The sequence below is a fragment of the Streptomyces sp. NPDC049040 genome (assembly GCF_043197715.1).
Taxonomy (GTDB): Bacteria; Actinomycetota; Actinomycetes; order Streptomycetales; family Streptomycetaceae; genus Actinacidiphila.
In genome coordinates this window covers 237,659-260,553 of record NZ_JBICTO010000003.1, presented here as the reverse complement: position 1 = coordinate 260,553, position 22,895 = coordinate 237,659, and the positions used below count along the sequence as shown (strand labels likewise).

14 protein-coding genes are annotated in these 22,895 nt (G+C 72.7%); 5 read left to right on the top strand and 9 right to left on the bottom strand.

The window, feature by feature from the left end:
* The 6 genes from ACGFMP_RS10370 to ACGFMP_RS10345 form a co-directional block, all read right to left on the bottom strand.
* Positions 1 to 714, bottom strand: a complete 714-nt coding sequence (locus ACGFMP_RS10370; RefSeq protein ID WP_393671623.1) for a sugar phosphate nucleotidyltransferase — start codon at positions 712 to 714, stop codon at positions 1 to 3.
* A gap of 79 nt (positions 715 to 793) precedes the next feature.
* Positions 794 to 1,795, bottom strand: a complete 1,002-nt coding sequence (locus ACGFMP_RS10365) for an SDR family NAD(P)-dependent oxidoreductase (RefSeq protein WP_393671622.1) — start codon at positions 1,793 to 1,795, stop codon at positions 794 to 796.
* Positions 1,796 to 1,897: 102 nt separating this feature from the next.
* A complete protein-coding gene (locus ACGFMP_RS10360; RefSeq protein ID WP_393671621.1) occupies positions 1,898 to 3,682 on the bottom strand; it encodes a hypothetical protein in 1,785 nt (594 codons plus the stop codon).
* Positions 3,679 to 5,241: a GT4 family glycosyltransferase PelF gene (pelF, locus tag ACGFMP_RS10355; RefSeq protein ID WP_393671620.1), complete on the bottom strand. Its 1,563-nt coding sequence runs from the start codon at positions 5,239 to 5,241 to the stop codon at positions 3,679 to 3,681. Before pelF ends, ACGFMP_RS10360 begins: the two co-directional genes overlap by 4 nt.
* Before the next feature lie 130 nt (positions 5,242 to 5,371).
* Positions 5,372 to 7,549 carry a hypothetical protein gene (locus ACGFMP_RS10350; protein ID WP_393671619.1) on the bottom strand — a complete coding sequence of 726 codons (2,178 nt, stop codon included), beginning with the start codon at positions 7,547 to 7,549 and terminating at the stop codon, positions 5,372 to 5,374.
* Between the two features lie 314 nt (positions 7,550 to 7,863).
* Positions 7,864 to 8,439 (bottom strand): peptidoglycan-binding protein, encoded by a 576-nt coding sequence (locus ACGFMP_RS10345; protein ID WP_393672133.1) that lies wholly within the window; start codon positions 8,437 to 8,439, stop codon positions 7,864 to 7,866.
* Positions 8,440 to 9,078: 639 nt separating this feature from the next.
* Between ACGFMP_RS10345 and ACGFMP_RS10340 the strand changes: the two genes are divergently transcribed.
* The 3 genes from ACGFMP_RS10340 to ACGFMP_RS10330 all read left to right on the top strand — a co-directional run bounded on the left by ACGFMP_RS10340 (position 9,079) and on the right by ACGFMP_RS10330 (position 12,298).
* Entirely contained in the window at positions 9,079 to 9,282 is a 204-nt protein-coding gene (locus tag ACGFMP_RS10340) for a hypothetical protein (protein ID WP_393671618.1), read from the top strand.
* Between the two features lie 243 nt (positions 9,283 to 9,525).
* Positions 9,526 to 10,014, top strand: a complete 489-nt coding sequence (locus ACGFMP_RS10335; RefSeq protein WP_393671617.1) for a hypothetical protein — start codon at positions 9,526 to 9,528, stop codon at positions 10,012 to 10,014.
* Between the two features lie 277 nt (positions 10,015 to 10,291).
* Positions 10,292 to 12,298 carry a SpoIIE family protein phosphatase gene (locus ACGFMP_RS10330; protein ID WP_393671616.1) on the top strand — a complete coding sequence of 669 codons (2,007 nt, stop codon included), beginning with the start codon at positions 10,292 to 10,294 and terminating at the stop codon, positions 12,296 to 12,298.
* Positions 12,299 to 12,341: 43 nt separating this feature from the next.
* On the opposite strand, the gene ACGFMP_RS10325 is transcribed toward ACGFMP_RS10330, so the two are convergent.
* Positions 12,342 to 13,847 carry a hydrolase gene (locus tag ACGFMP_RS10325; RefSeq protein ID WP_393671615.1) on the bottom strand — a complete coding sequence of 502 codons (1,506 nt, stop codon included), beginning with the start codon at positions 13,845 to 13,847 and terminating at the stop codon, positions 12,342 to 12,344.
* A 351-nt stretch (positions 13,848 to 14,198) separates the two neighbouring features.
* Between ACGFMP_RS10325 and ACGFMP_RS10320 the strand changes: the two genes are divergently transcribed.
* A complete protein-coding gene (locus tag ACGFMP_RS10320) occupies positions 14,199 to 15,596 on the top strand; it encodes an NADP-dependent succinic semialdehyde dehydrogenase (protein ID WP_393671613.1) in 1,398 nt (465 codons plus the stop codon).
* A gap of 114 nt (positions 15,597 to 15,710) precedes the next feature.
* Here the strand turns inward: ACGFMP_RS10320 and ACGFMP_RS10315 are convergent, their stop codons facing one another.
* Both ACGFMP_RS10315 and ACGFMP_RS10310 read right to left on the bottom strand, forming a co-directional pair.
* Positions 15,711 to 18,992 carry a glycoside hydrolase family 3 C-terminal domain-containing protein gene (locus ACGFMP_RS10315; protein WP_393671611.1) on the bottom strand — a complete coding sequence of 1,094 codons (3,282 nt, stop codon included), beginning with the start codon at positions 18,990 to 18,992 and terminating at the stop codon, positions 15,711 to 15,713.
* 111 nt (positions 18,993 to 19,103) lie between these two features.
* Complete coding sequence (locus tag ACGFMP_RS10310; RefSeq protein ID WP_393672132.1) at positions 19,104 to 21,233, bottom strand: discoidin domain-containing protein; 2,130 nt, start codon at positions 21,231 to 21,233, stop codon at positions 19,104 to 19,106.
* Between the two features lie 373 nt (positions 21,234 to 21,606).
* On the opposite strand from ACGFMP_RS10310, the gene ACGFMP_RS10305 reads away from it, so the two are divergent.
* Positions 21,607 to 22,848 (top strand): FUSC family protein, encoded by a 1,242-nt coding sequence (locus tag ACGFMP_RS10305; RefSeq protein ID WP_393671610.1) that lies wholly within the window; start codon positions 21,607 to 21,609, stop codon positions 22,846 to 22,848.
* Positions 22,849 to 22,895 lie beyond the last annotated feature (47 nt).

The window sequence follows — 22,895 nt, the reverse complement described above, 5'->3', positions numbered from 1 at the left end:
TCACGCCCCCTTGAGCAGCAGCGGGCGCAGGCTGCTGAATTCGGCGTTGGCCCGGTCGTAGTCGTCGGGCCTGCCGATGTCCAGCCAGTAGCCGTCGAAGTCGTGGGCCCGCGGGGCGTGGTTCGCGGCGAGCAGGTCCAGCACCACCTCGTCGAAGCCGAGCGGCAGCCCGGGGGTGTACCCGGCGAGGGTGCCGCGGGAGACCCCGTAGACCCCCATCGACACCCGGTAGTCCATGCTCGGCTTCTCGGTGAAGCCCACCACCTGCCCCTCGTCGGTGGACAGCACCCCGAAGTCGATGCTGACGGTGCGCTGGTAGGTGGCGATCGTCAGCGGCGCGCCGGAGCCCGTGTGGCCGCGCAGCAGCCCACCGAAGTCCAGGTCGGTGAGCACATCGCCGTTCATCACCAGGAAGTGCTCCGGCAGTTGGTCGCGCATGGTCAGCAACGGGCCCATCGTGCCCAGCGGGTTGTCCTCCGTCACGTAGTCGACGGCGAGCCCCCACTGCGAGCCGTCGCCGACGTAGGCGCGGATGATGTTGCCGAGATGCCCGATGGCGATGGTGCAGCGCTTGAAGCCGGATGTGGCGAGCTGTCTGAGCACGATCTCCAGGATCGCGTGGCTGTCGCCGATCGGGACCAGCGGCTTGGGCAGCGCGGTGGTGTACGGCCGCAGGCGTACGCCTTTGCCGCCCGCGAGGATGACTGCGTGCATGGTGGGTCCCCCCAGAAGTCGTGAGTACATGGTGGTATGAGGTCCTGAAAGACCGTCGGACGGTGATCGACGGACGGCGTCAGACGTTGTAGGCGGTGGTCTTGTAGCGCGCGAGGTGCGCGGGGTCGCGGAAGAAGTCGATGGTGCGGGCGAGGCCTTCCTCCAGCGGGTGGGCCGGCGCCCAGCCGGTCGCCTCGCGCAGCCGGGTCGCGTCGCACACCAGCCGCATCACCTCGGACGCGGCAGGGCGCAGCCGCTGCGCGTCCTCGAGCACGGTGAGGTCGGTGTCCATCAGGGTGCCGATCAGCCGCACCAGGTCGCCGACCGAGATCTCGCCGCCCGTACCGGCGTTGAAGGTCCTGCCCACCACCCGGTCGGCAGGCGCGGTCCCCACCGCGAGGAAGGCCGCGGCGGTGTCCTTGACGTAGGTGAAGTCCCTGGTGGGCCGCAGATCGCCCAGCGTCACCTTGGTCTCGCCCGCCGCGACCTGCCCGATCACGGTCGGGATCACCGCCCGCATCGACTGCCGCGGCCCGAAGGTGTTGAAGGGCCGCAGCGTCACCACCGGGGTGCCGAAGCTGGCGTGGTAGCTGTCGGCGAGCCGGTCCCCGCCGGCCTTGGACGCCGCGTACGGCGACTGGGTGACGATCGGGTGGTCCTCGCTGATCGGGACGGTCTGCGCGGTGCCGTACGTCTCGCTGGTCGAGGTGTGCACCAGGCGCTCGATGCCCGACTCCCGCACCGCTTCGAGGACGTTGAGGGTGCCGCTGACATTGGTGTCGACGTAACTGCGGGGCGCGCGGAAGGAGTACGGGATCGCGATCAGTGCGGCCAGGTGGTAGACGGTGTCGCAGTCCGAGACCAGGTCGCGTACCGAGCCGGGGTCGCGGACGTCGCCCAGGACGACGTCCACGCAGTCCATGACGTCGGACGGCAGCAGTTCGAGCCAGCCGTGCGACGAGAAGGAGTTGTACTGCACCATCGCCCGCACCCGGCGGCCCGAGGCGACCAGCGCCTCGACCAGGTGCGAGCCGATGAAGCCCTCGGCGCCGGTGACGGCGACGGAAGTTGCGGTGGACACGGAAGAATCTCCTTGTGAGCAGGGTGAAGTGACAAAGCCGAGGCAGTGGAGGGAGGGGCGGCCGGGTCGGCCGGTGGTCTGCGGCCCGGGGGCCCGCGGTGGTCAGCGGTGGGTGGTCACCTGCGCGGTGACGGTGCCCGTCGCGGCGAGGAGAACGGCGGCGGCGCCCGCGCCGGTGAGGCCGATGACGGCGCCGGGCGGGCCGGCGTGCGCGGCCAGCAGCGGTACGGCGGTCGCGGTCGCGGCGGACAGGACGCCCGCCGCTGTCCAGGGGCGCCCGCAGGACTGGAGCAGCAGCGCGAGCCACAGCGTGCAGCCCAACGCGAGCAGTACGCCCAGATGCGGCGCGTCCCAGGGCGCCGCCCCCGGCAGCAGAACGGACTCGACGCCGGCCAGCGCCGCGAGCGTGGCGGCGTAACCGCACAGGCAGCGCAGCAGCACCCGCCACGACCTGGCGGACAGCCGCTCGGCGACCCCGGTCCTGCGCAGCGCCACGAGGCAGCGGCTGCGGAAGCGGAAGAGCAGCCACTCGGCGAGTCCCATGCTCACCGTGAGCGCCGCGACGAACTCCCCGGCCAGCGCCGCGGCCACCACAAGACCCCCGGCGGCCAGCCCCCCCACCGCGAGCGGCACCGACCGGTGCAGCGGCACCGGCGGCCCGCCCTCTGCGGCCACACCGCTCCTGCGCAGCCGCGCGATGAGGCGTTGCGGGCCGTCTGCGGTGGCGCCCCGTGCCGTGGTGCGGCGGCGTTTGAGGCGCGCGGTGAGGCGTTGCGGAGCTTCTGCGGTGGCGGGGTCTGCCGTGGTGCGGCGGCGCTTGAGGCGTGCGGTGAGGTGTCGGCGGGGTGGCGTGGTGGCGCCGTCCGCCGTGGTGCGGCGGCGTTTGAGGCGTGCGGTGAGGTGTTGCGGAGCTTCTGCGGTGGCGGGGGCTGCCGTGGTGCGGCGGCGCCTGAGCCGCGTGGTGAGGCGTCGCGGAGCTTCTGCGGTGGCGGGGCGCCGTCTCAGGCGTGCGCTGAGGCCGCGCGGTGCCGTACGCGGCGAGGTGGCGCGGGCGGCGGTGGACACCGCCGCGGCCATGGCGGCGACGACCGTCCCGACGAGGATCGCGGCGACCGCGGGCGAGGGCAGGCCGCCCGCGCCGCAGACCGCCGCCACGGTCAGCGGCGCCAGCACGTACAGCAGCGAGCGCTCGCGGCCGAGGACCAGCAGGACGGTGGCCGCCGCCATGTAGAGCGCCTGGCCGAGCGCGAAGGCCGGTGCGGCCGGGTGCGCGAGGCCCGTCACGGCGACGGCCGCGGAGGTGGCGAGCAGGGTGCCGGCGGCGGCGCCGGTGAGCAGGCAGCGGGTGGCGGCCCGCGGCCGCTGCGCGAGCAGCAGCAGGGCCGCCCGGTGCGCGAGCCCCTGGTTCCAGCCCCAGCTGCACAGCGCGGCCGCCGCCCAGCCCGCGACCGCCGCGGTCACCCCGAACGGCCCGTCGGGCCCGCCGGCCCAGCGGCCGCCGACGACGTAGGCGACGCCCGGCAGCGCGAAGGTCAGACCGCGCAGCACACAGCGCCTGACGTCCGTCCGCCACGGGTCGGCGGCCGGCTCCGGCTCCGGGTAGGCGCGCGGCACCAGGGCGAAAAGCTCCTCGGCGAGCGAGAACAGGTCACGGTGCCGGTAGCGCCCGGTGATCTGCTCGTCGGTCAGGCCCTCGGACTCCAGCAGCGCGGCGACCTCGTCCGGGTGCACCGCGCTCGCACACGGCACGGCCAGCCGCTCCGCCAGCTCGGCGACCGGGTCGGCGACCGCCCACGACGGTGTCCGCCGCGCCCGCGGCAACCGCACCACCGCTCCCATCGCCCCGTCCTCGCCGGTCTTCTCGGCCAGCGGCAGCGGCCCGCTCATGCGGTGCCCTCCGCCTGCTGCTCGACCTGCGGCTGTCCGGGCGCCGCCGCGGGGTCCTCGCGCCAGACCCGGGACATCCACGTCACACCGCCGTACTGCTGCGCGGTGCGCGGCTCGGCAGGCGACAGGCCGGTGTAGATGCCGCGGAAGGCGTCGATGGTCTGCCGCAGGGTGAACTGGTCGATCACCCGCAGCCGTGCGGCCTCGCCGAGCGCCGCCCGCCGGGCGGGGTCGCGCAGCAGCGCCAGGGCGGCCACCGCCATCGCGGCCGGGTCGCGCGGCGGGACGACGAGACCGGTGTCGCCGACCGCCTCGCGCACTCCGCCGACATCCGTCGAGACGGTGCAGCGCCCGCAGGACATCGCCTCGATCAGGGTGAAGGGGAAGCCCTCGCTGATGCTGGAGAGCATCACCACCTGCCCGGCGGCGTACGCGGTGCGGATGTCGTCCACCCGGCCCTCGAAGCTGACGGCGTCACCGGCTCCCACGGCGACGGCCAGCGCCTCGCACCGCGAGCGGTACTCCTCGCCGCCGCGCGGGGTGCCGCCGAAGATCCGCAGCCGGGCCGCCGGTATCTCCTCGCGGACCAGCGCGAACGCGCGGATCAGCGTCTCCAGGTCCTTGATCGGGTCGATACGCCCCGCCCAGGCCAGTGTGGGCGCCTCCGGCTCGGGCCCGGCGAGCGGGAAGGCCCCGGGGTCGACCCCGTTGTAGACGGTGCGGATCCGGTCGCCGTGGGCGCCGCCGTGCTCCTCCCAGCGGCGGTTGTAGCGGTTGCCGGGAGTGATCAGCGCGCTGTGCCGGTAACCCTCCCGGGACAGCAGCCGGAAGAAGTGCAGCATCAGCGACTTGACCGGCCAGCGGTAGGGGCCGGTGCGGTGGCCGAGATACCGCTCGCGCTGGTAGACGCCGTGCTCGGTGAGCAGCAGCGGCACCTCGTCGCGGTGGTGCGCCAGCAGTCCCGGCAGGGTGGCGAGGCCGCCGCTGACCGCGTGTGCGACGCCGGTCGGGGCGGACGCGGCCAGCGGGCGCAGCGCGTGCTCCAGCAGATCGGTGCCGGTCAGCGCGTCGTGCTGGGTCGGCGCTGCCGCCGCCACGTCCGTGCCGGGCCGCCGCCACAGCCCGGCCAGGGTGCGTACGGCCGCCTCGGAGCGCAGCGCCGCCGACAGCGTGCCGGCGTCGGCCCACCCGGCGAGGTCGTACAGCGCCGGCCCGAACATCTCGTCCGCGGCGTCCCCTTCGGCCAGCAGCGCGGTCAGCATCCGCTCCCACGCGCCGAGGAAGGCCCTGCGGTCCCGGCCGCGCGGCTCCCTTCCCTGGGGTGTGGCGCCCCACATCGGGATCGACTCCAGTGCCGTGACATGCGCGGGCAGGTCCCACACCGGCTCTTCGAGCCCGGTCGCGGTGACGGCCGTGATCCGGAAGCCGACATCGGGCAGGGCGCGAACCAGCTGGTCGCACCAGACGCTCACCCCGCCGGGGCTGTGCGGATACGTTCCCTCGGTCAGCAGCGTCACCTGCGCGACGGGTGACGGCGGTTCGCCGAAGACTGCGTGCATGAAGCGGTGTCCCCCCTGGACGGATCGGTCGGATCGGGTGTGGGCGCGCGCCCGGCCGTGCGGGCGGGGCCATGACCGCCCCACCCGCACGTGTGCGTTTCCGCCGGACGGGCCCTGCGGGCCCGGGGCCTCAGCGCCGGTTGCGGTCGCCGGGCCCGGCGGGCACGGCCTTCGCGACGCCCTTGGGCACCGGCAGCTTGCCGACCGGGGCGGCGACCTTGACCGGGCTGTGCGGGGCGGCCGACAGTGCCGCGGGGACCGCGGCGGCCGGCAGCGTCAGCGTGACCGCGCCCTGCAGCAAGCCCGGCTGCGTCCAGCCGGACAGCCGGCCCGCGTAGGCGGTGCCGAAGGCCGTCGAGCCCAGCAGCTGGGCCTGCCGGGTGCCGGCGGGCACGGTCGCGTCCACCTGCACACCGCTCGGCGCGCTGACGGTGACCGTGTCGCCGATGCGGTAGGCGGTGACCTTGCCGCCCTTCCACGCCGAGCTCCACGCTGCCCTGCGCTGCAACTCGGTGGCGATGTCCGCGGTCCGCAGGTTCTCCGTCGGCGTGTTCGCCGCGAAGAGCGCCGCGTAGTCGCCCAGCACGCGCTCCAGCACCGGGTACGCGATCCGGTCCTCGGCCAGGTTGGACTGGTGGATGAAGTGCGGACGCGGGTTGTTGCCCAGCACGTGGCCGAGGTCGATCCTGGCCTCCAGCGGCACGATGTACGAGGCGTAGCCGGTGGCGGGGTCCAACGGGGCGATCAGGCAGGTGGAGTTGCCCGAGGTCGCGCAGGCGCCGCTGCCGCCCTGCGCGAGGTTGGTGTAGATCCAGTTGTACTCGTCGGTCTCCTCCTGTGCCGTGCCCGCGTTGTAGAAGACGTTCATCGGGAAGCGCGGCACGGTCACTGCCGGGCCGACCTGGCGCTGGTCGGGCTCACGGGAGTTGTCGCTCGCGAGGTACTTCACGCCGAGCCCGTTCAGTGCGGTGGCGAGGTTGGGGTTGTCCGCGGGCTGCTGCGGCAGCACCTTGAGCCCGGAGTGCTCGCCGGTGACCAGTTCCTGGTTGTTCAGGGACAGTCCGTGCGAGGCGGCCCAGGTGCGGTTGTCCTTCACCGCCGCGGTGATGTCGGCCTTGCTCACCCACGACGTGGCGCCGCTCGCGGTGGTCTCGCAGCGCCACGGCACCACGCTGACGTCCTGCACGCAGCCGAGGAAGGGGTGCAGGTAGGTGTGGTTGACCCAGCGGTAGGTGTTCTTGTCGGCGACCAGCTGGTCCACCAGCGGGTCGGTCGTCGTGTCGTGGTCGGCCTTCCAGTCCTCGCTGCCGCCGCCGTTGAAGACGAAGTCGAGGGTGAAGCCGTGCGCCTTGGACCACTGCGTGGCGTAGGCCGCGTCCGCCGCGGTCATCCGGATCGGGTCGGTGTCCTCGCCGGTGCCGATGGGGCAGTCCACGTCGCCCGGGGTGCAGTTCAGGCCGGGATTCCACCGGTCGTCCGCCAGGAAGACGTCGTCGACCTGCACCTCGAAGTAGTTGCGGTCGGCGCCCAGGTGGATGCCCTGGGTCATCCACTCCACGATGCCGCGGGCCAGCAGCCTGAACTGCTGCTGGTACTGGTTGTAGACGAAGGGGATGACCAGCTCGCTGCGACCGTCGTGCGTGTACTGCCCGACCAGCACCCCGCGTTCCGCGCTGCCCGGGATGGGGGCGTCCACCAGCGGGGTGAAGGCGGCACCCGCCGCCTGCGCGGCCAGCGGCGTCGCCAGGTAGCCGTAGCTCTCCGACTGGTACTGGTCGTTGTCCTCGAAGGGCACCGCGCCCTTGAGGTACCCGAAGTCACCTGCCGCGCCTTGCGCGGTCACCTGCCCCTGCATGCCGTCGAGCTGGCCGATGTAGCCGCCGGTCTGCGCGTAGTTCAGCCCGACCGAGGGCTGTGCGTAGGTGTACGCGTCGACCTGCCGGATACCGAACGTCGTCTCGTAGGCCGCCAGCGCGGCCATCTCCGCGGAGCCCGCGCCGAACGGGTTGTCGTTCGGCAGCACCACCGACTGGTACTTGGCACGCGGCCGCCCCGACACGGTGTCGCTCAGGAAGGCGGGAGTGATCACCGGCCGGCCGGCGGCGGCGAGATTCACGGTCGTGTACGGAGTGCCCGCCCCGTCCAGCTCCGAGATGATCGCCGCTGTCGCGGGACCGCCGTCGTCCACCACCAGCACCCTGAGGTCGACCCGCGGTGGCGCCGCGGACTGCGCCACCGACGGCGAGACCGCGAGTGCCACCAATGCCGCCGCGGACGCGACGGCTGCGGCACGCAATGCTCTGCCCATGAATTTCCTCCCCCGGCAGCCGCCGACTTCCCCATCGGTGTGCTGCCATTCGCAACGGCTCTCTTCCGGCCGTTTTTCCGGGCACCATCGTGGGGCACCTCGCGGAGGAGTTGTGACCATTCTGCGGAGGGGATCGGAAAGGCTGTGCCGTACACCCAGGAGTGTTCGAGCGAGCAGGGCTCTCACCTGCGATGTTTGCGCCTGTCATGTTCGCGGCGCATGCAGATTATCGACCTGAATGATGAATGGCCGGGCGTATTTTCGAATCTTTCCCGTACGGGGGAGTAATCGGAAAAGCATGCGAGCGGGAAAACTCATGAGGTGAGAGCGGCGCGAGTGCAAATTCCGTACACGCCCGGGGGGTCGCAGATCAGTCCGCGGTCGCTCTGCAATTGCCGGACACCGCGGACCGTCGCCGCGTCGAACACGCCGGTCTGCGAGACGTGGATGAAGCCCTGGTCGAACAGCAGCCGCTGGAGTTCGGTGACGTCGGGGCCGCGGCTGCCCGCCAGCAGTACCCGCGGGCCCGCCGCCGGGACCTCGGGGGGGGTCCTGCGCGGGGGCGACGGGTCGGCGGTCTTGATCCTGCGCGGTGCCGGGGCAGACGGGCCGGTGGCCGCCGGCGCCCCCAGGCGGGGCGCGACGGGCGCAGCGCCGAGCTTCTCCGCGAGCGGCGCGTGATGCGACTGCGGCCACAGCTGCCATCCGATGACCGCGGCCAGGCTCACCCCGGCGACGGCCAGCGAGCACAGCAGCAGCGGGCGCTCCCGCCAGGGCCTGCGGGCACCGGGCAAGGGCACATCGATGACGTCAGGCGGCTCCATGCCACCCCGCGCCACCGGGCGCCGCACGATGACCGCGAACTCCCCGGCCGCCCCGCGGCCATCCATCCGCTTCACGGACCCCCCACCCCCACGCATGCCTGCGCGGCACGATATCGGACCCCTGTCGGGGAGCGCGCCCGCCCGCACTCCCCGGGGCGCCCGCGGGGGCGCGGGGCCCTCGGCGCGCGACCCGAGGCGCCGGGCACGGCAGGACCACTCCGATGGCGCCCCTTCGGGGGCGACAGCGGCGGCCTGCCCGGCCCGGCGCCGGGGAGAGGGTCGGCGGCGGCAGGAGGCACCTCCTACGCGGGCGCCGCCGTGCGGTCGATCGGCGGGGGTGCGGGTGCCGGTGTGGGCTCGGGGGACGGGGGGACAGGGGACGGCGGGGTCGGGAGCGGTGTCGGAGCCGGCCCCGGGACCGGATGCGGCTCAGGGGACGGGACCGGGTCGGGTCCCGGCACCGGCTCGTCCGGTGGTGGTACGGGAGGGAACGGGTCAGGGTACGGGCTGGTCATCGCACACTCCGGGGAAGATCGCGGACTGTTCGCCCCCACGTGTACCCGAACCCCGCACGGCCATGCCCCGCACGCCCCCGTGCGCGCTCCGCGCGCGCTCCCGTGGGGGTGAAAGGCACCCCGGCCCGCAACTGGGCCCCGCCCTCCGGGGTCCCTCCCGGCAACCGATCCGCGGCGGAAGGAACCGACAGTGCCGTACGACTGGGAACGCCTGCAGGAACCTGGCCTGGTGCACGTGGTGGTCACCGCACGTGACCCGGCAAGCGCCTACCGTGTCTTCGACGCCCTGGTCGACCGCTTCCCCGCCGTCGACCCGCCGGCGTGGCTGACCGCACCACCCGGCCTGGTCGCCTTCGCCGTCCTGACCCCCACCCGCCCGCCGGGCACCGCGTGAGCGGCCCGCCGCACGGGGCCCGCGACCGCCCCGGCCCCCCGATCGGCCCCGCCGCCCCCGCGGGACGCGCTGTCGTCAACGCGGGCCGCACCGGCGGGAGTCGGGCACACGTGCGCCGGACAGCGGCGGGTCGCCCGGTGGCCTCCGGCGGGCGGTGCGCCCGGCCGCGCGGTTGGATACCGGGAGAGTGCCGGCCGCGCCGTTGGAGCGGTCACGGGACCGCCCCCGGCACGGGAGTGCCGTATGCGCGCCGGGCTGATATCCGCCGCCGCCCTCGCCTCGGCCGCCCTCGTGGCGGCCCCGGCGGCCGCCCGGGCCGCCGTCGCGGCCGACGGCCCCGGCTTCACCGCCACTCCGGCCACCGCCGCGCCGGGCGACACCGTCGTCCTGCGCGCGACCGGCTGCGCGGGTCCCGCGACCGTCTCGGCCCCCGGCCTGTTCGGCACCGTCGCGCTCGGCACGGGCCGCGGGCCCGGCCAGAGCGCCGCGGTCACCGTCGGCCGGTACGCGGTGCCGGGGGCCCGCTATGACGTCACCTTCGGTTGCGACGCGGCACTGGGCACCGTCCCGGTGGCCATCGCGGACCGCGACGCCGCCGCGCCGGGCGCGGTGCGCACCGGGCTGGGCGGCGGAGTGACCGGCCCCGGCTCCGTCAAGGCGGTGGCGGTCGCCGCGCTGGTCGGCGTGACCGGCCTGGTCGTGGTGCACCGCCGCCGTACGGCCCGCCGCTGACGGCGGTATTCGCCCGACGCGGACCACCGCCATCGAAGTGCATAATGGCCTTGATGGGCATGAAACGTGCCGTAGTGATCCCAGTCGCAGTGATCCCGATGGTCCACCCCGCGGAAGCGCCCCGATGACCGCGGATCCGACCCCCCGGAGCGAGTGCATGGCAATGCGTAAGCGTCCGGTCCGCAGTGGTTACGATCCTCGGGTCGGCGCAGTCCCGACGCTGGGACGGCCTCCGGAGACGGAGATCGGCCCGGGGGAGAGGCTGGCCCTGAACGGGATGGGCAGCTTCGACTGGGACCTCGACATGGGCACCTTCGAACTCGACGAGGCCGGCCTCGCGGTGTTCGACCTGCGGCCCGACGAATTCGACTCCCGCCCCGAGTCACTGGTGCTGCGCGTCTCGCCCGAGGAGGGCGCCCGGCTGGACTACGCCCTCAGAAGGGCTTTCCAGGCGGGGCACCGCAGCTACGGCGGCTACTTCCAGATCACCCGCAGGGACGGCGTCAAGCAGTGGACGCACACCCAGGGCACGATCCTGCGCGACCACCGCGGCAACGCCTACCGCATCGTCGGCATCGTCAGGGACGCCACGGACGAGCTGACGCAGGCGCCAGAGGTGCCCACCAGGCGGCCGCCGGATGAGCGGCAGAGCCTGTCGCCGATCGTCCGGCTCACCACGGAGGCGCTGTCGCGGGCGGTGACCGTCGACGACGTCACCGCGGTGCTGACCGGCGCGGGCGGCCTCGAGCGGTTCGGCGCCGACGCCCTGATCCTCGGGCTGGTCGAGGACGGCGACCTGCGCTTCGTCGCGGCGAGCGGCATGCCCGCCGAGGGCCTGCCGCTGCCGCCGCTCCGCCTCGACGGGTCGCTGCCGCTGGACGAGGCCGTGATGACGCAGCAGCCGATCTTCGTCGAGTCCTTCGAGGAGGTGCAGGAGCGCTTTCCCGCCGCCCAGCAGCACGTCGCGAGCATGGACCTCGAAGCCGCCGCCTTCCTGCCGCTGGTCGCGCAGGGCCGCTCCATCGGCGGCCTGGCGCTGTTCTTCGCCTCGGGCGACTCCCTCACCCTCGCGCACCGGGAGCTGTGCGCCGCCCTTGCCGCGATCGTGGCGCAGTCCCTCCAGCGGGCGACGCTCTTCGACCGGGAGCGGGAGTTCGCCACCGGCCTGCAGGCCGCGATGCTGCCTCGCGACATACCCCGCTTCCACGGCGCGGGAGTCGCGGTCCGCTACCACGTCGCCTCCAGCGGCCGGGAGGTCGGCGGCGACTGGTACGACGTGGTGGCGCTGCCGCAGAACCGGGTGGGCGTGGTCGTCGGCGACGTGCAGGGCCACGACACCCACGCGGCCGCGGTCATGGGCCAGCTGCGGATCGCCCTGCGGGCCTACGCCGCCGAGGGCCACCCCCCGTCGACCGTGCTGGCCAGGGCCTCCCGCTTCCTCGCCGAGTTGGACACCGAGCGCTTCGCGACCTGCGCCTACGCCGAACTCGACCTGGCCAACGGCGCGGTGCGCGCCGCCAGGGCCGGCCACCTCGGTCCGCTGGTGCGGCACACCGACGGCCGCACCGGCTGGCCGCACGTGCGCGGCGGGCTGCCGCTCGGCCTGGCCACCGCCCTGAACATGCACCAGTTCCCTGAGACCCGGCTCGACCTGGTGCCGGGCGAGACCCTGGTGTTCTGCACCGACGGGCTGGTCGAGGAGCACGGTCTCGACATCACCATCGGCATGGAGGCCCTGGCCGAGGCGGTGCGGGACGGTCCCGAGGAGGTGGAGGCGCTGGCCGACCACCTGGCGGACAACCTGTGGCAGCGCTGGGGCTCGCAGGACGACGTGGCCCTGCTGATCCTGCGCCGTGACCCCGACCCCGGCACCTCGTGGGCGCCCAGGATGCACTCCTACGTCCACCAGGCCGACCCCGAGGGTCTGGCCGACGCCCGTCTGGCGCTGCGCCAGGCGCTCGACGCGTGGCAGCTGACGGAGCTGGCCGACGACGTCGAGGTCGCGGCGGGCGAGCTGCTGGTGAACGTGCTGCTGCACACGGAGGGCGGCGCGGTGCTGACCTTGGAGGTGCTGCCGGAGCCGGTCCGCCGGGTACGGCTGACCGTCCAGGACCGCTCCAGCGTGTGGCCGCGCCGGCGCAGCCCTGGCGAGGCCGCGACCTCGGGCCGCGGGCTGCTGATGATCGACGCCCTGTCCAATGCGTGGGGGGTCGAGCCGAGGGGCGACGGCAAGGCCGTCTGGTGCGAGTTCGGCCCCGCGGTCGAGCGGAGCCTGCTCGGCTGACTGCCTCCCGCCGGCGTGCGGCCGGCCGGCGGGAGGCGGGCGGTCAGCCGACGGTGAGCGCGGTGTCGTCGATGACGAAGGACGTCTGGAGCTTGGAGCCCTCGGTCCCGGTGAACTTCAGCGTGACGTTCTGCCCGGCGTACCCGCTCAGGTCGAAGGAGCGCTGGGTGTAGCCGGAGCCCGCGTTGAGGTTGGTGTACGTGGCCAGGGTGCTCAGCACGGTGCCCGAGGAGTTCAGCACCTGCGCCTTGAGGGTGTCGTACGCGGTGCTGCCGGTCTCCGCGGTGTCGACGTGCAGCCAGAAGGTGAAGCGGGCGGCGCAGCCGGACGGGAGGGCCACCGGCTGGGAGAGCGTGTCGGTGGTCGCGGTGCCGTAACCGTCGAGCCAGGCCTTGTAGGAGCCGCTGTGCGCGGCCTCGCTGCCGTCGTTGTTGATCACCCCGCTGCTCGCGGACCACGAGGAGCTTCCCGACTCGAAGCCGGGGTTGGCGAGCAGTTGGCGGGCGGTGCAGTTGCCGCCGCCACCGGTGGTGCCGCCGGTGGAGGTGGTCGGCGGGGTGGTGGGCGGTGTGCCGCTGCCCGAACCCGCCAGCCAGGCGGTGGCGTTGAGCGCCAGTGCCGCGTCGGTGCCCGCCGGGTCGTTCCAGCCGTCGTAGAGCGTGTTCCCGGACTGCCCCGTGCCGTCGTCGACCGGCGAGCTGTCGCCCCAGATCGCCACCCGGCCGCTGCCGAAGGTGCTGGTGGCGAAGAAGGCGCCGCTGTTGCCCGAGGAACCGGCGCGGTAGAGCAGGCCCTTGACGTTCGGGTTGTCGGCCGGCTTGAGGGTGAAGGTGGTGCCGTCACGCAGGATGGATCCGGTGACCGTGCCGAACGGGCCGTGCAGCACCGGGTCGGAACCGCTGCTGACCGCGCGGGGGTTGTCGGTGCTGATGTCCAGCAGGTCGACGGAGAAGCCGAACGGGTCGGTGTTGTCGACGCCGTTGCTGGTCAGCAGGTCGTTGATCACGCACGGGGAGTCGCAGCCGTCGTTGTTGCGGTCGCTGTTGTCGTGGTCGGAGATCAGGAAGAGGCCGCCGCCGTTCTTGACGAAGGTCATCACCGCGGTCTTCTCCGCGGCGCTGAGCTTCACGTTGGGCTCGGTCAGCACGAAGGTGTCGAAGTTGCTCAGGTCCTGGGCGTTGGAGGTGCTGCCGTAGGTGATGGTCCGGCCGGTGGGCAGGGTGGCGAGGCTGTAGCCGCCGGCCTTCTGCAGGGCCACGCCCCACGAGGACAGCGCGCCGGTCCAGTCGGTCTCGGAGTTCGGCGTGGAGTCCTGGCCGAGCGGGTCGGGCTGGCTGGTGCTGATGATCCAGTCGGCGTTGCCTGCCGTCTCCGCCTTGGTGTTGTCGAACAGCACCCGGTGGGTGCCGGCCGCGGCGGGGGCGGCGGAGCCGGCCGGCGCGGCCTGCGCGCTGCCGGTGGCGACGCCTGCTGCGGCAAGGGCGATCACGCCCAGTGCCGCGGTCGCGCCGAGGGCGATCCTGCTGCGGGACATGCGTGGACCAGGCATCCGTCAACCTCCATGTGGGGCGGTGGGTGGGGTGCGGAGAACGATTCTGCGCGCGTAGAACGTGTGGCTGGTGAGGCGGGCGTTACCGGCGGATGAACGCTCCAGGTCAGCAGGCGTCCGGCGGCGGCCCGCCCGGCGCGGGATCACCCGGACGGGGCAGCGGCGGAGCGCCGGGTTGCGCCGGGCGGGTGCCGTGTGCCGGTACCCGGGCGCAGCGCCGCCGCCGCGCGCGGCGGCCCGGGGCAGGATGGCGGCGGAGCCGCATGGACACGGCCGGCGCGGGTACCCGCGCCTCGTGGGCGCCCGGCCCGCGCGCCCGCCCGGCCGGCCCGCGGCACGAGGAGGAGCACCATGCCGATCGCCACCGTGAACCCCGCGACCGGGGAGACGGTCCGTACCTTCGACGCGCTCGGCGCGGACGGTATCGAAGCGCGGATCGCCACCGCGGAGAGGACCTTCCGCAGCTGGCGCGAGACCGACTTCGGCACCAGGGCCCGGCTGCTGGGCGCCGCCGCCGACCTGCTCGACAAGGAGCGGGACGAGATCGCCCGCACCATGACCACCGAGATGGGCAAGACGCTGGTCTCGGCCCGCGCGGAGGCGGCCAAGTGCGCCAAGGCGATGCGCTGGTACGCAGCCCGGGCCGAGGCCCTGCTCGCCGACGAGCACCCGGACGCCGCCGACGTCGAGGACAGCGGTGCGGTCCGGGCGTACGTCCGCTACCGGCCGCTCGGCGTGGTGCTCGCGGTGATGCCGTGGAACTTCCCGCTCTGGCAGGTGGTCAGATTCGCCGCGCCCGCGCTGATGGCCGGCAACGTCGGCCTGCTCAAGCACGCCTCCAACGTCCCGCAGACCGCGCTCTACCTCGGCGACCTCTTCCATCGCGCCGGCTTTCCCGAGGGCTGCTTCCAGACCCTGCTGGTCGGCTCCGGCGCCATCGAGGACGTGCTGCGCGACCCGCGGGTGGCGGCCGCGACCCTCACCGGCAGCGAGGGCGCGGGCCGTGCGGTCGCCTCGGTGGCGGGCGACGAGGTGAAGAAGACGGTGCTGGAACTCGGCGGCAGCGACCCCTTCGTGGTGATGCCGTCGGCCGCCGCCGACCTGGACCGTGCGGTCCAGGTGGCGGTCACCGCCAGGGTGCAGAACAACGGCCAGTCCTGTATCGCCGCCAAGCGCTTCATCGTCCACACCGACGTCCACGACGAGTTCGCCGAGCGCTTCACCCGGGCGATGAGCGCCCTGCGGGTCGGCGATCCGACGACGCCGTCCACCGATGTCGGCCCGCTGGCCACCGAGCAGGGCAGGGCCGACCTGGAGGAGCTGGTCGAGGACGCGCTCGGCCGCGGGGCCGAGGCGCTGTGCGGGGCCCGCCGCCCCAAGGCGCTGCCGCCCGGCTGGTACTACGAGCCGACCGTGCTCACCGGGATCACCGAGGAGATGCGCATCCACCGCGAGGAGGCGTTCGGCCCGGTCGCCACCCTCTACCGGGTGCCGGATCTGGACGCCGCCGTGGCGCTGGCCAACGACACGCCCTTCGGCCTGAGTTCCAACGTGTGGACCACCGACGAGGACGAGCAGCGGCGCTTCGTGCGCGACCTGCAGGCGGGCGGGGTGTTCTTCAACGGCATGACCGCGTCGCACCCGGCGCTGCCCTTCGGCGGCGTGAAGCGCTCCGGCTACGGCCGTGAGCTGTCCGAGCACGGCATCCGCGAGTTCTGCAACGCCACCACCGTCTGGTACGGCCGCTGATCCCGCGCGCCACAGCATTGTCATGTACATCTGCCTCCCCACGGGGAGTCGTGTTCACCCATGGGGAGGCAGAATCGTCGGGGCCCGGGGCGCATCGAGCCCCGGGCCGGTCCGTCAGCTGACCGTCCAGACGAAGGTCGCGGTGTCCGCCGCGCCCTGCCCGTCGGAAGCCGTCACGCTGATCGTGCTCGTGCCCTTCGCCTTCGGGGTCCCCGAGATCACCCCGTCCGCGCCGATGGCCAGACCGTCCGGCAGCCCGGTGGCGGTGAAGACCGGGATGCCGCCGCCGGTCGCCTTCGCGGTGACCGCCAGCCGCACCGGGGTGCCCGCCGGGCTGCTCATGCCGTGCGGGTTCGCCACGGTGACCGAGGCCGCCGCGGTGGCCGCCGCGCCGACCGTCTTCGCGCTCATCGCGGTGGCCACGTTCAGCGTCCCGGTCAGCGGCAGATTCCGTGACGAGTCGCCGACCATGATCTGGTAACCACCGGCCGGCGTCGTCCAGTTGCCGGCAGCGGTGTTCCAGTACGCCAGATCGTGCGCGGTCACCGTGAAGGTCACCTTCGCACTCGCCCCCGGCTGCAGGTCCACCCGCTGGAAGCCCTTGAGCTGCTTGGCGGGCTCACCCGTGGATGCCGGATCACCGACGTAGAGCTGGGCGATCTCCGCCCCGGCCCGGCTGCCGGTGTTGGTGACGGTCGCGCTCACCGTGGCGTTGCCGCTGCCGTCCAGCGCACCCACCTGCAAGCCCGAGAAGCCGAAGCTGGTGTACGACAGGCCGTACCCGAAGGGGAACAGCGGGGCGATGTTCTGCGCGTCGTACCAGCGGTAGCCGACCTTGAGGCCCTCGCTGTACTGCACGTTGCCGTTGCCCGGCCACTGGGCCGCGGTGTGCGCCGGCACGTCGTTCAGCGACGCGGGGAAGGTCACCGGCAGCTTGCCGGACGGGTTGACGTCGCCGAACAGCAGTGCGGCAAGGGAGTTGCCGACCTCCTGGCCGGCGTACCACTCCTCGATCACGCCCTTGACCTGCCCGAGCCACGGCATGGTGACCGCGGAACCGGTGTTGAGCACCACGACCGTGTTGGGGTTGGCCGCGGCGACCTGCTGGATCAGCTGGTTCTGCGAGTTGGGCAGGTCGATGCTTGCCAGGTCGGCGCCCTCGTTCTCGCCGTAGCCGACGCACACCACCGCCACGCTCGCAGAACGGGCCGCGTTCACAGCGGCGTTGACGTCCGTGCCGTCGTTGTACGTCACCGTGGCACCCGCGCCCGCCCTGGCCTTGATCGCGTCGATCGGCGCCTTCGTACCGGAACTCGTCGCCGTGGCGCTGCCTCCGCCGACGCTGCGCACACCGGCGCCGCCGTCCGGGCCGATCACCGCGATGGAGGAGGCGCCGGCGCCGGAAAGCGGCAGCACACCGCTGTTCTTGAGCAGCACCGAGCCCTGCTCGGCGACCTGCCGTGCGGTGGCCTGGTGCGCCGCGCTGGTCACCACCGAGTTGCGGTCACCTGTCTTGTGCTTCTCGAAGACGCCGAACGCGAACATCGGCGTGAGCACCCGGCTGACCATCGTGTTCAGCGTCGCCTGGCTGACGGTGCCGTTGGCGAGCGCCTGGGCCAGGAAGTCGGCGTAGAAGTAGCCGCCCGGCATCTCGATGGTCATGCCGTTGTTCGCCGAGTCGACCGTGGAGTGCGCGCCGCCCCAGTCGCTGGTGACGAAGCCGCCGAAACCGGCCTGCTGGTAGAGCGCGTTGTTCAGCAGGTTCGCGTTCTGGCAGGCGTAGACGCCGTTGACCGTGGAGTAGGCGCACATCACCGATGCCGACGCGCCCTTGCTCACCGCGGCCTGGAAGGCCGGGAAGTAGATCTCCTGCAGGGTGCGCTGGTCGACGATCGCGTTGTCCTGCGGCCCGTTGCGGTTGGTCTCCTGGTTGTAGACCGCCACGTGCTTGGCCTCGGCCATCACGCCCTGGCTCTGGATGCCCTGGATGCTCGCGGTGGCCATCTGGGCGCTCAGGTACGGGTCCTCGCTGTAGGTCTCGAAGGCCCGGCCCCAGCGCGGGTCGCGCACGATGTTCATCGTCGGGCCGAGCGCCACGTCCGCGCCCTTGCCGGCGAACTCGGCGCCCGCGACGGTGCCGTAGCTCTTCTGGAGAGCGGTGTCCCAGGTCGCCGCCGACGACACGGCGGACGGCAGCTGGGTCACCCCGCCGAAGCCGTCGCCGACCCCGCTCGGCCCGTCGTGGAAGCCCATCGCCGGGATGCACAGCGACGGGATCGCGGCGGTGTCGCCGATGTAGGGCGAGCTGGCTCCGGTGCCGTGCAGCATCTGGATCTTCTGCGCCTGCGTCATCTGCGCCAGCAGCTGGGCCACCCGGGTGGCCACCGGGGCGGTCGAACCCACCCACGGGCAGTCGCCGTTGCCGCCGCCGGGCGGCGTCGTGGTGGTACCGGGGGTGAGCACGGTGAAGTCCCACAGCGAGTAGCCCCACTGCGTCGCACGGACGGTGCCGTACATCCGCACGTAGCGGCCGGTCGCGGTGAAGGAGTGCGTCTCGGTGCCGCCTGCGCCTGCCGTGGTGGAGTAGACGGTGTTCCAGGTGCTGCCGTTGTCCGAGACCTGGATCTGGAACGCCTTCGCGTACGCCGCCTCCCAGGTCAGGGAGACCCCGCAGACCGCCTGCGAGGAGCCGAGGTCGACCTGGACCCACTGCGGGTCCGCGGCCGCGCTCGACCAGCGGGTACCGGGGTCGCCGTCGAAGGCGGCGGAGGCGGGGGTGCCGGCGTTCTCGGTCGAGGACGCGGTCGCGGGCCTGCCGATCGCCGAGGCGGTGTTGCCGCACCCGGTCGGCTGGGTGCCGCCGGAGCCGCCCCAGACCTGGAACTCCCACAGGGAGTAGCCGTAGGCGGTGGCGCGCGCGGTGCCGTACACCCGGACGTAGCGGCCGGTGCCGGTGACGTTCAGCGTCTGGATGCCGCCGGTGCCGGTCGTGGTGGTGTAGACGTCGGTCCAGGCGGCGGCGTTGTCCGACACCTGGACGCGGAAGCCGGTCGCGTAGGCGGCCTCCCAGTTCAGTACGACCTTGCTGATCGGCTGCGAGGAGCCGAGGTCGACCTGGAGCCACTGCGGGTCGCCGAACGCGCTGGACCAGCGGGTGCCGGCGTCGCCGTCGACCGCGGCCGAGGCGGGCGTGCCGGCGTTCTCGGTGGATGACGCGGTGGCCGCCTTGCCCTGGGAGAGCAGCACAGGATCGGCGGCGTGCGCGATCCTCGGCGTGGCCACCAGGGCCAGCGCGACGACGAGGAAGAAGCCGACGACGGCGGCGAGCCGGGACCGTGCGGCGGTGGGCCGCCGTCGCCGAAGGGGTGGGGGAGCGCCGAACGAGGCTTGCAGCATGGGGACATCGCCTCTCTCACCCGGCGCACGGGCGGCCGCCGGACGTGGTGGGGGGAGGGCGGATGCCCGGGTCCCGTGCTGCGTGGGACCCGGGCATCCGGGGGTGGTGCGTTACTGCGAGACGCGCACGTAGTCGACCAGCATGCGCTGCGGGAAGACCGTGCTGGCGTCCGGTGCGCCGGGCCAGTCACCGCCTACCGCGTTGTTGAGGATGATGTAGAACGGGTGGTCGTACACCCAGGGGCCGCGGGTGGACTCCACGGTGGCCTTGTCGGCGGTGAAGAAGGCGTGGCCGTCCACCGAGAAGGTCATGTGGCTGGAGTCCCAGTCCACCGCGTAGGTGTGGAAGTCCGACGCGAAGTCGGAGCCCGCCAGGGTGTAGGGGGAGCCGTAGCCGTTGCCGCCGTTGTAGGCGGGGGCGTGCAGCGTGGAGTAGACCGAGTCCGCGACCTTGCCGACGTGCTCCATGATGTCGATCTCGCCGGAGTTCGGCCACGGGGTGCCGGTCTTGAAGTTGGACCCCAGCATCCAGAACGCGGGCCACAGGCCCTGCGTGCCGGACACCTTGATCCGGGCCTCGACGTGCCCGTAGGTGAAGTTGAAGTGGTCCGAGGTGTTGATCCGGCCCGAGGTGTACTGGTGGCCCTCGACGGTCTCCTTCCTCGCCTCGATGACGAGGTTGCCCGCGCCGTCCATCGTGGTGTTGTTGCCGTTGGTGTAGTACTCCAGCTCGCCGTTCTGGCCGCCGCCGACGTCCTGGGTCCACTTGGCGGTGTCCGGCTTGGTGCCGGCGGCGCCGTTGAACTCGTCGCTCCACACCAGGTGCTCGGGGTTGCCCGGGTTCGGCGGCAGGGCCGGCGGCGCGGTGGGGTTGCCGCCGGTGCCGTAGACGTCGAAGGTCCACAGCGAGTAGCCGTAGCCGTTGCTGCGCGCGGTGCCGTACATCCGCACGTAGCGGCCGTTGCCGTCCACGTTCAGGGTCTCCTTGAAGCCCTTGCCCGTGGTGGTGGAGTAGATGGGGGTCCAGTTGCTGCCGTCGGGCGAGGTCTGGATCTGGTAGGCCACCGCGTAGGCCGGGTCCCACTGCAGGACGACCTTGGTGATGTGCGCGGTCGCGCCGAGGTCGACCGCGATCCAGCCCGGGTCCACCCAGCCGTTGGTGTCGCTGGTCGCCCAGCGGGTCGCCGGGTCCTCGTCGAAGGCCTTGGCCGGGGTGCAGCCGGTGCAGCTGTTGGCGTTCTGGTACGTCGAGGAGGTCGCGGGCTTGTTGTACGACAGCAGTGTCGCGCCGTCCGGCGGGGGAGTGGTGGTGCCGCCGGTGGTACCGCCGTTGGTGGTGCCGCCGTTGCCGCCGGAGCCGCCGGTGAAGATCTGGAACTCCCACAGCGAGTAGCCGTACTGGGTGGCGCGCTGGGTGCCGTACACCCGGACGTAGCGGCCGGTGCCGGTCAGCGTGATCAGCTCGGTGGCGCCGGGCCCTGTCGTGGTGGAGTACGCGTTGGTCCAGGTGGTGCCGTTGGCCGAGACCTGGATCTGGTAGGCCTTGGCGTACGCGGCCTCCCAACTGAGCTGGACGCCGCAGATGTTCTGCGAGGAGCCGAGGTCGACCTGGAGCCACTGCGGGTCGGCGGCGGCGCTGGACCAGCGGGTGCCGGTGTTGCCGTCCACCGCCGCGGAGGCGGGGGTGCCTGCGTTCTCCGTCGAGGAGGCGGTCGCGGTCTTGTTGAGCGCCGCGTTGGTGGTGCTGCAGGTCCCGGTCCCGGTGCCGGTGTTGCCGTAGACCTGGAACTCCCAGAGCGAGACGCCGTACTGGGTGGCGCGCTGCGTCGTGTAGATCCGGACATAGCGCCCGGAACCGTTTACGGTGAGTGTCTCGTTGCCGCCTGCTCCCGTGGTGGTGGAGTAGACGCTGGTCCAGGTGGTGCCGTTGGCCGAGGTCTGGATCTGGTAGGCCTTGGCGTAGGCGGTCTCCCAGTTCAGGGTGACCTGGGTCAGGTCGGCGGTCGAGCCGAGGTCGACCTGGAGCCACTGCGGGTCGGCGGCGGCGCTGGACCAGCGGGTGCCGGTGTTGCCGTCGACGGCGGCCGAGGCGGGTGTCCCGCCGTTCTCGGTCGAGGAGGCGGTGGCGGTCCTGCCCTGGGACAGCAGGGTGCCTGCGGCCTTGGCCTGGCTCTGGGTGACCGCGAGCGCGAACGCCGCGAGCACGGCGGCGACGAACGCGAAGACGAGGGAGCGGGGGATGCGTCTGGACAGAGGTGGGGGGTTGCCGGTCACGGCGTCTCCTGGGTGCGTGTGAGAGCGCTCTCTGGTTGCTGTGATGATTACGGCGCTGTTGCTGACACGTCAAGAAAGTGAACGAGATTGGTACTACTGTTTCGGGGCGTTCCGGCTTGCCGTCGACCTCCGAACGATCAGTGAACTCCTTGCCCGCATAGACGAGTTATGCCGGATATCGCTGAGTGCAAGGTCTTGACGCGCCGTCGGCCACGCCGTCGCCGGTGGCGCCGGGGGTGTGAACCCGCCGTCCCCCGACGCGCCGCGCCGCCTTGCCCGGCACATCGTGCCTAGGCTGTGCCGGGCAGGTGAGAACGCCCGGAGCGGGAAAGGTCATGGGATGCCCGACGTACCAGAACCCATGGTCAAGCTCGTCCGGTGGACCGCGGAGCCGGTCGCCGCGCAGATCCTGCGCTCCACCGCGGCAGCCGTCATCTCCTATGTCGTGGCGGTGTGGCTGCTGCCGAACCCGGCGCCGCTGACCGCGCCGCTCACCGCGCTGCTCGTGGTCCAGGTGACGCTCTACTCCACCCTCAAGACCGGCATCAACCGGGTCAACGCGGTGGTCGCGGGTGTGCTGATCGCCATCGGCTTCACCTGGCTGGTGGGGCTGACCTGGTGGAGCCTCGGCCTGATCATCCTGACCTCGCTGCTGATCGGCCGGTTCGTGCGGGCCGGCGACTTCGAGATCGAGGTGGCGATCAGCGCGATGCTGGTGCTCGGGGTGACGCAGGTCGCCAACACCGCCTGGGACCGGATCTACGAGACGCTCATCGGGGCCCTGGTCGGCCTGCTGTTCAACCTGCTCGCCCCGCCGGTGTGGGTGCAGTCCGCGGGCGGGTCGATCGAGTCACTGGCCCGCCGGATGGGCAGGCTGTTCAGGGACATCGGCGGAGAGGTCGCGGGGAACCTGCCGGTCGAGCGCGCCGCCGCCCGGCTGCACGAGGCGCGCCGCGTCGACCACGACATCGTCGAGGTGGACGCCTCGCTGCGACAGGCCGAGGACAGCCTGCGCTGGAATCCGCGGGTGCGCGAGGGAGCGCTCTCCCGGATCGTGCTGCGGACCGGTCTGGACACCCTGGAGATCTGCGCCGTGGTGCTCCGGGTGATGTCGCGTACGCTCACCGACCTCGCCAAGCACCGCACCGACGAGCCGCTGTTCCCCGACGAGGTGGCCGGCCGGCTGGAGGAGCTGTTCGATCACGTCGCGTATGCGATCGAGAGCTTCGCGGTGCTGATCACCAGCCAGGTGGCGGCCAACGCGCAGGCCGCCGAGGAGCGGCTCGCGCAGGCGCTCGCCGACAGCGCGCTGAGCCGGGACCGGATCGCCGACCTGCTGCTGTTCAGCGTGCAGCAGCACCCCAGGCAGTGGCAGTTGCACGGCGCCCTGCTGGCCGAGGTGGACCGGATCCTGGACGAGCTGGCGGTGGAGAAGCGCTCCGAGCGCCTGGTGGAGGAGCTGGACCGGTACGGCAGCGAGATGAGCAAGCGGCACCCCAGGCTGGCGATGATCAAGCGCCGGCTCGACGACAGCGGGGTCTACCGGCGTTCGTCCGCGGCGGTCCGCGAAGCCTTCAAGTAACCGGCCGGGCGGTCCGGAAACCGCTCTCCCGCCCATCTGCCGCCGCC

Bases quoted from the DNA above. Each gene is read 5' to 3' on its own strand.
- ACGFMP_RS10370 (WP_393671623.1), bottom strand. From the start codon at position 714: ATGCACGCAGTCATCCTCGCGGGCGGCAAAGGCGTACGCCTGCGGCCG.
- ACGFMP_RS10360 (WP_393671621.1), bottom strand. From the start codon at position 3,682: ATGAGCGGGCCGCTGCCGCTGGCCGAGAAGACCGGCGAGGACGGGGCG.
- pelF (WP_393671620.1), bottom strand. From the start codon at position 5,241: ATGCACGCAGTCTTCGGCGAACCGCCGTCACCCGTCGCGCAGGTGACG.
- ACGFMP_RS10350 (WP_393671619.1), bottom strand. From the start codon at position 7,549: ATGGGCAGAGCATTGCGTGCCGCAGCCGTCGCGTCCGCGGCGGCATTG.
- ACGFMP_RS10345 (WP_393672133.1), bottom strand. From the start codon at position 8,439: ATGGATGGCCGCGGGGCGGCCGGGGAGTTCGCGGTCATCGTGCGGCGC.
- ACGFMP_RS10335 (WP_393671617.1), top strand. From the start codon at position 9,526: ATGCGCGCCGGGCTGATATCCGCCGCCGCCCTCGCCTCGGCCGCCCTC.
- ACGFMP_RS10330 (WP_393671616.1), top strand. From the start codon at position 10,292: ATGGGCAGCTTCGACTGGGACCTCGACATGGGCACCTTCGAACTCGAC.
- ACGFMP_RS10325 (WP_393671615.1), bottom strand. From the start codon at position 13,847: ATGCCTGGTCCACGCATGTCCCGCAGCAGGATCGCCCTCGGCGCGACC.
- ACGFMP_RS10320 (WP_393671613.1), top strand. From the start codon at position 14,199: ATGCCGATCGCCACCGTGAACCCCGCGACCGGGGAGACGGTCCGTACC.
- ACGFMP_RS10315 (WP_393671611.1), bottom strand. From the start codon at position 18,992: ATGCTGCAAGCCTCGTTCGGCGCTCCCCCACCCCTTCGGCGACGGCGG.
- ACGFMP_RS10305 (WP_393671610.1), top strand. From the start codon at position 21,607: ATGCCCGACGTACCAGAACCCATGGTCAAGCTCGTCCGGTGGACCGCG.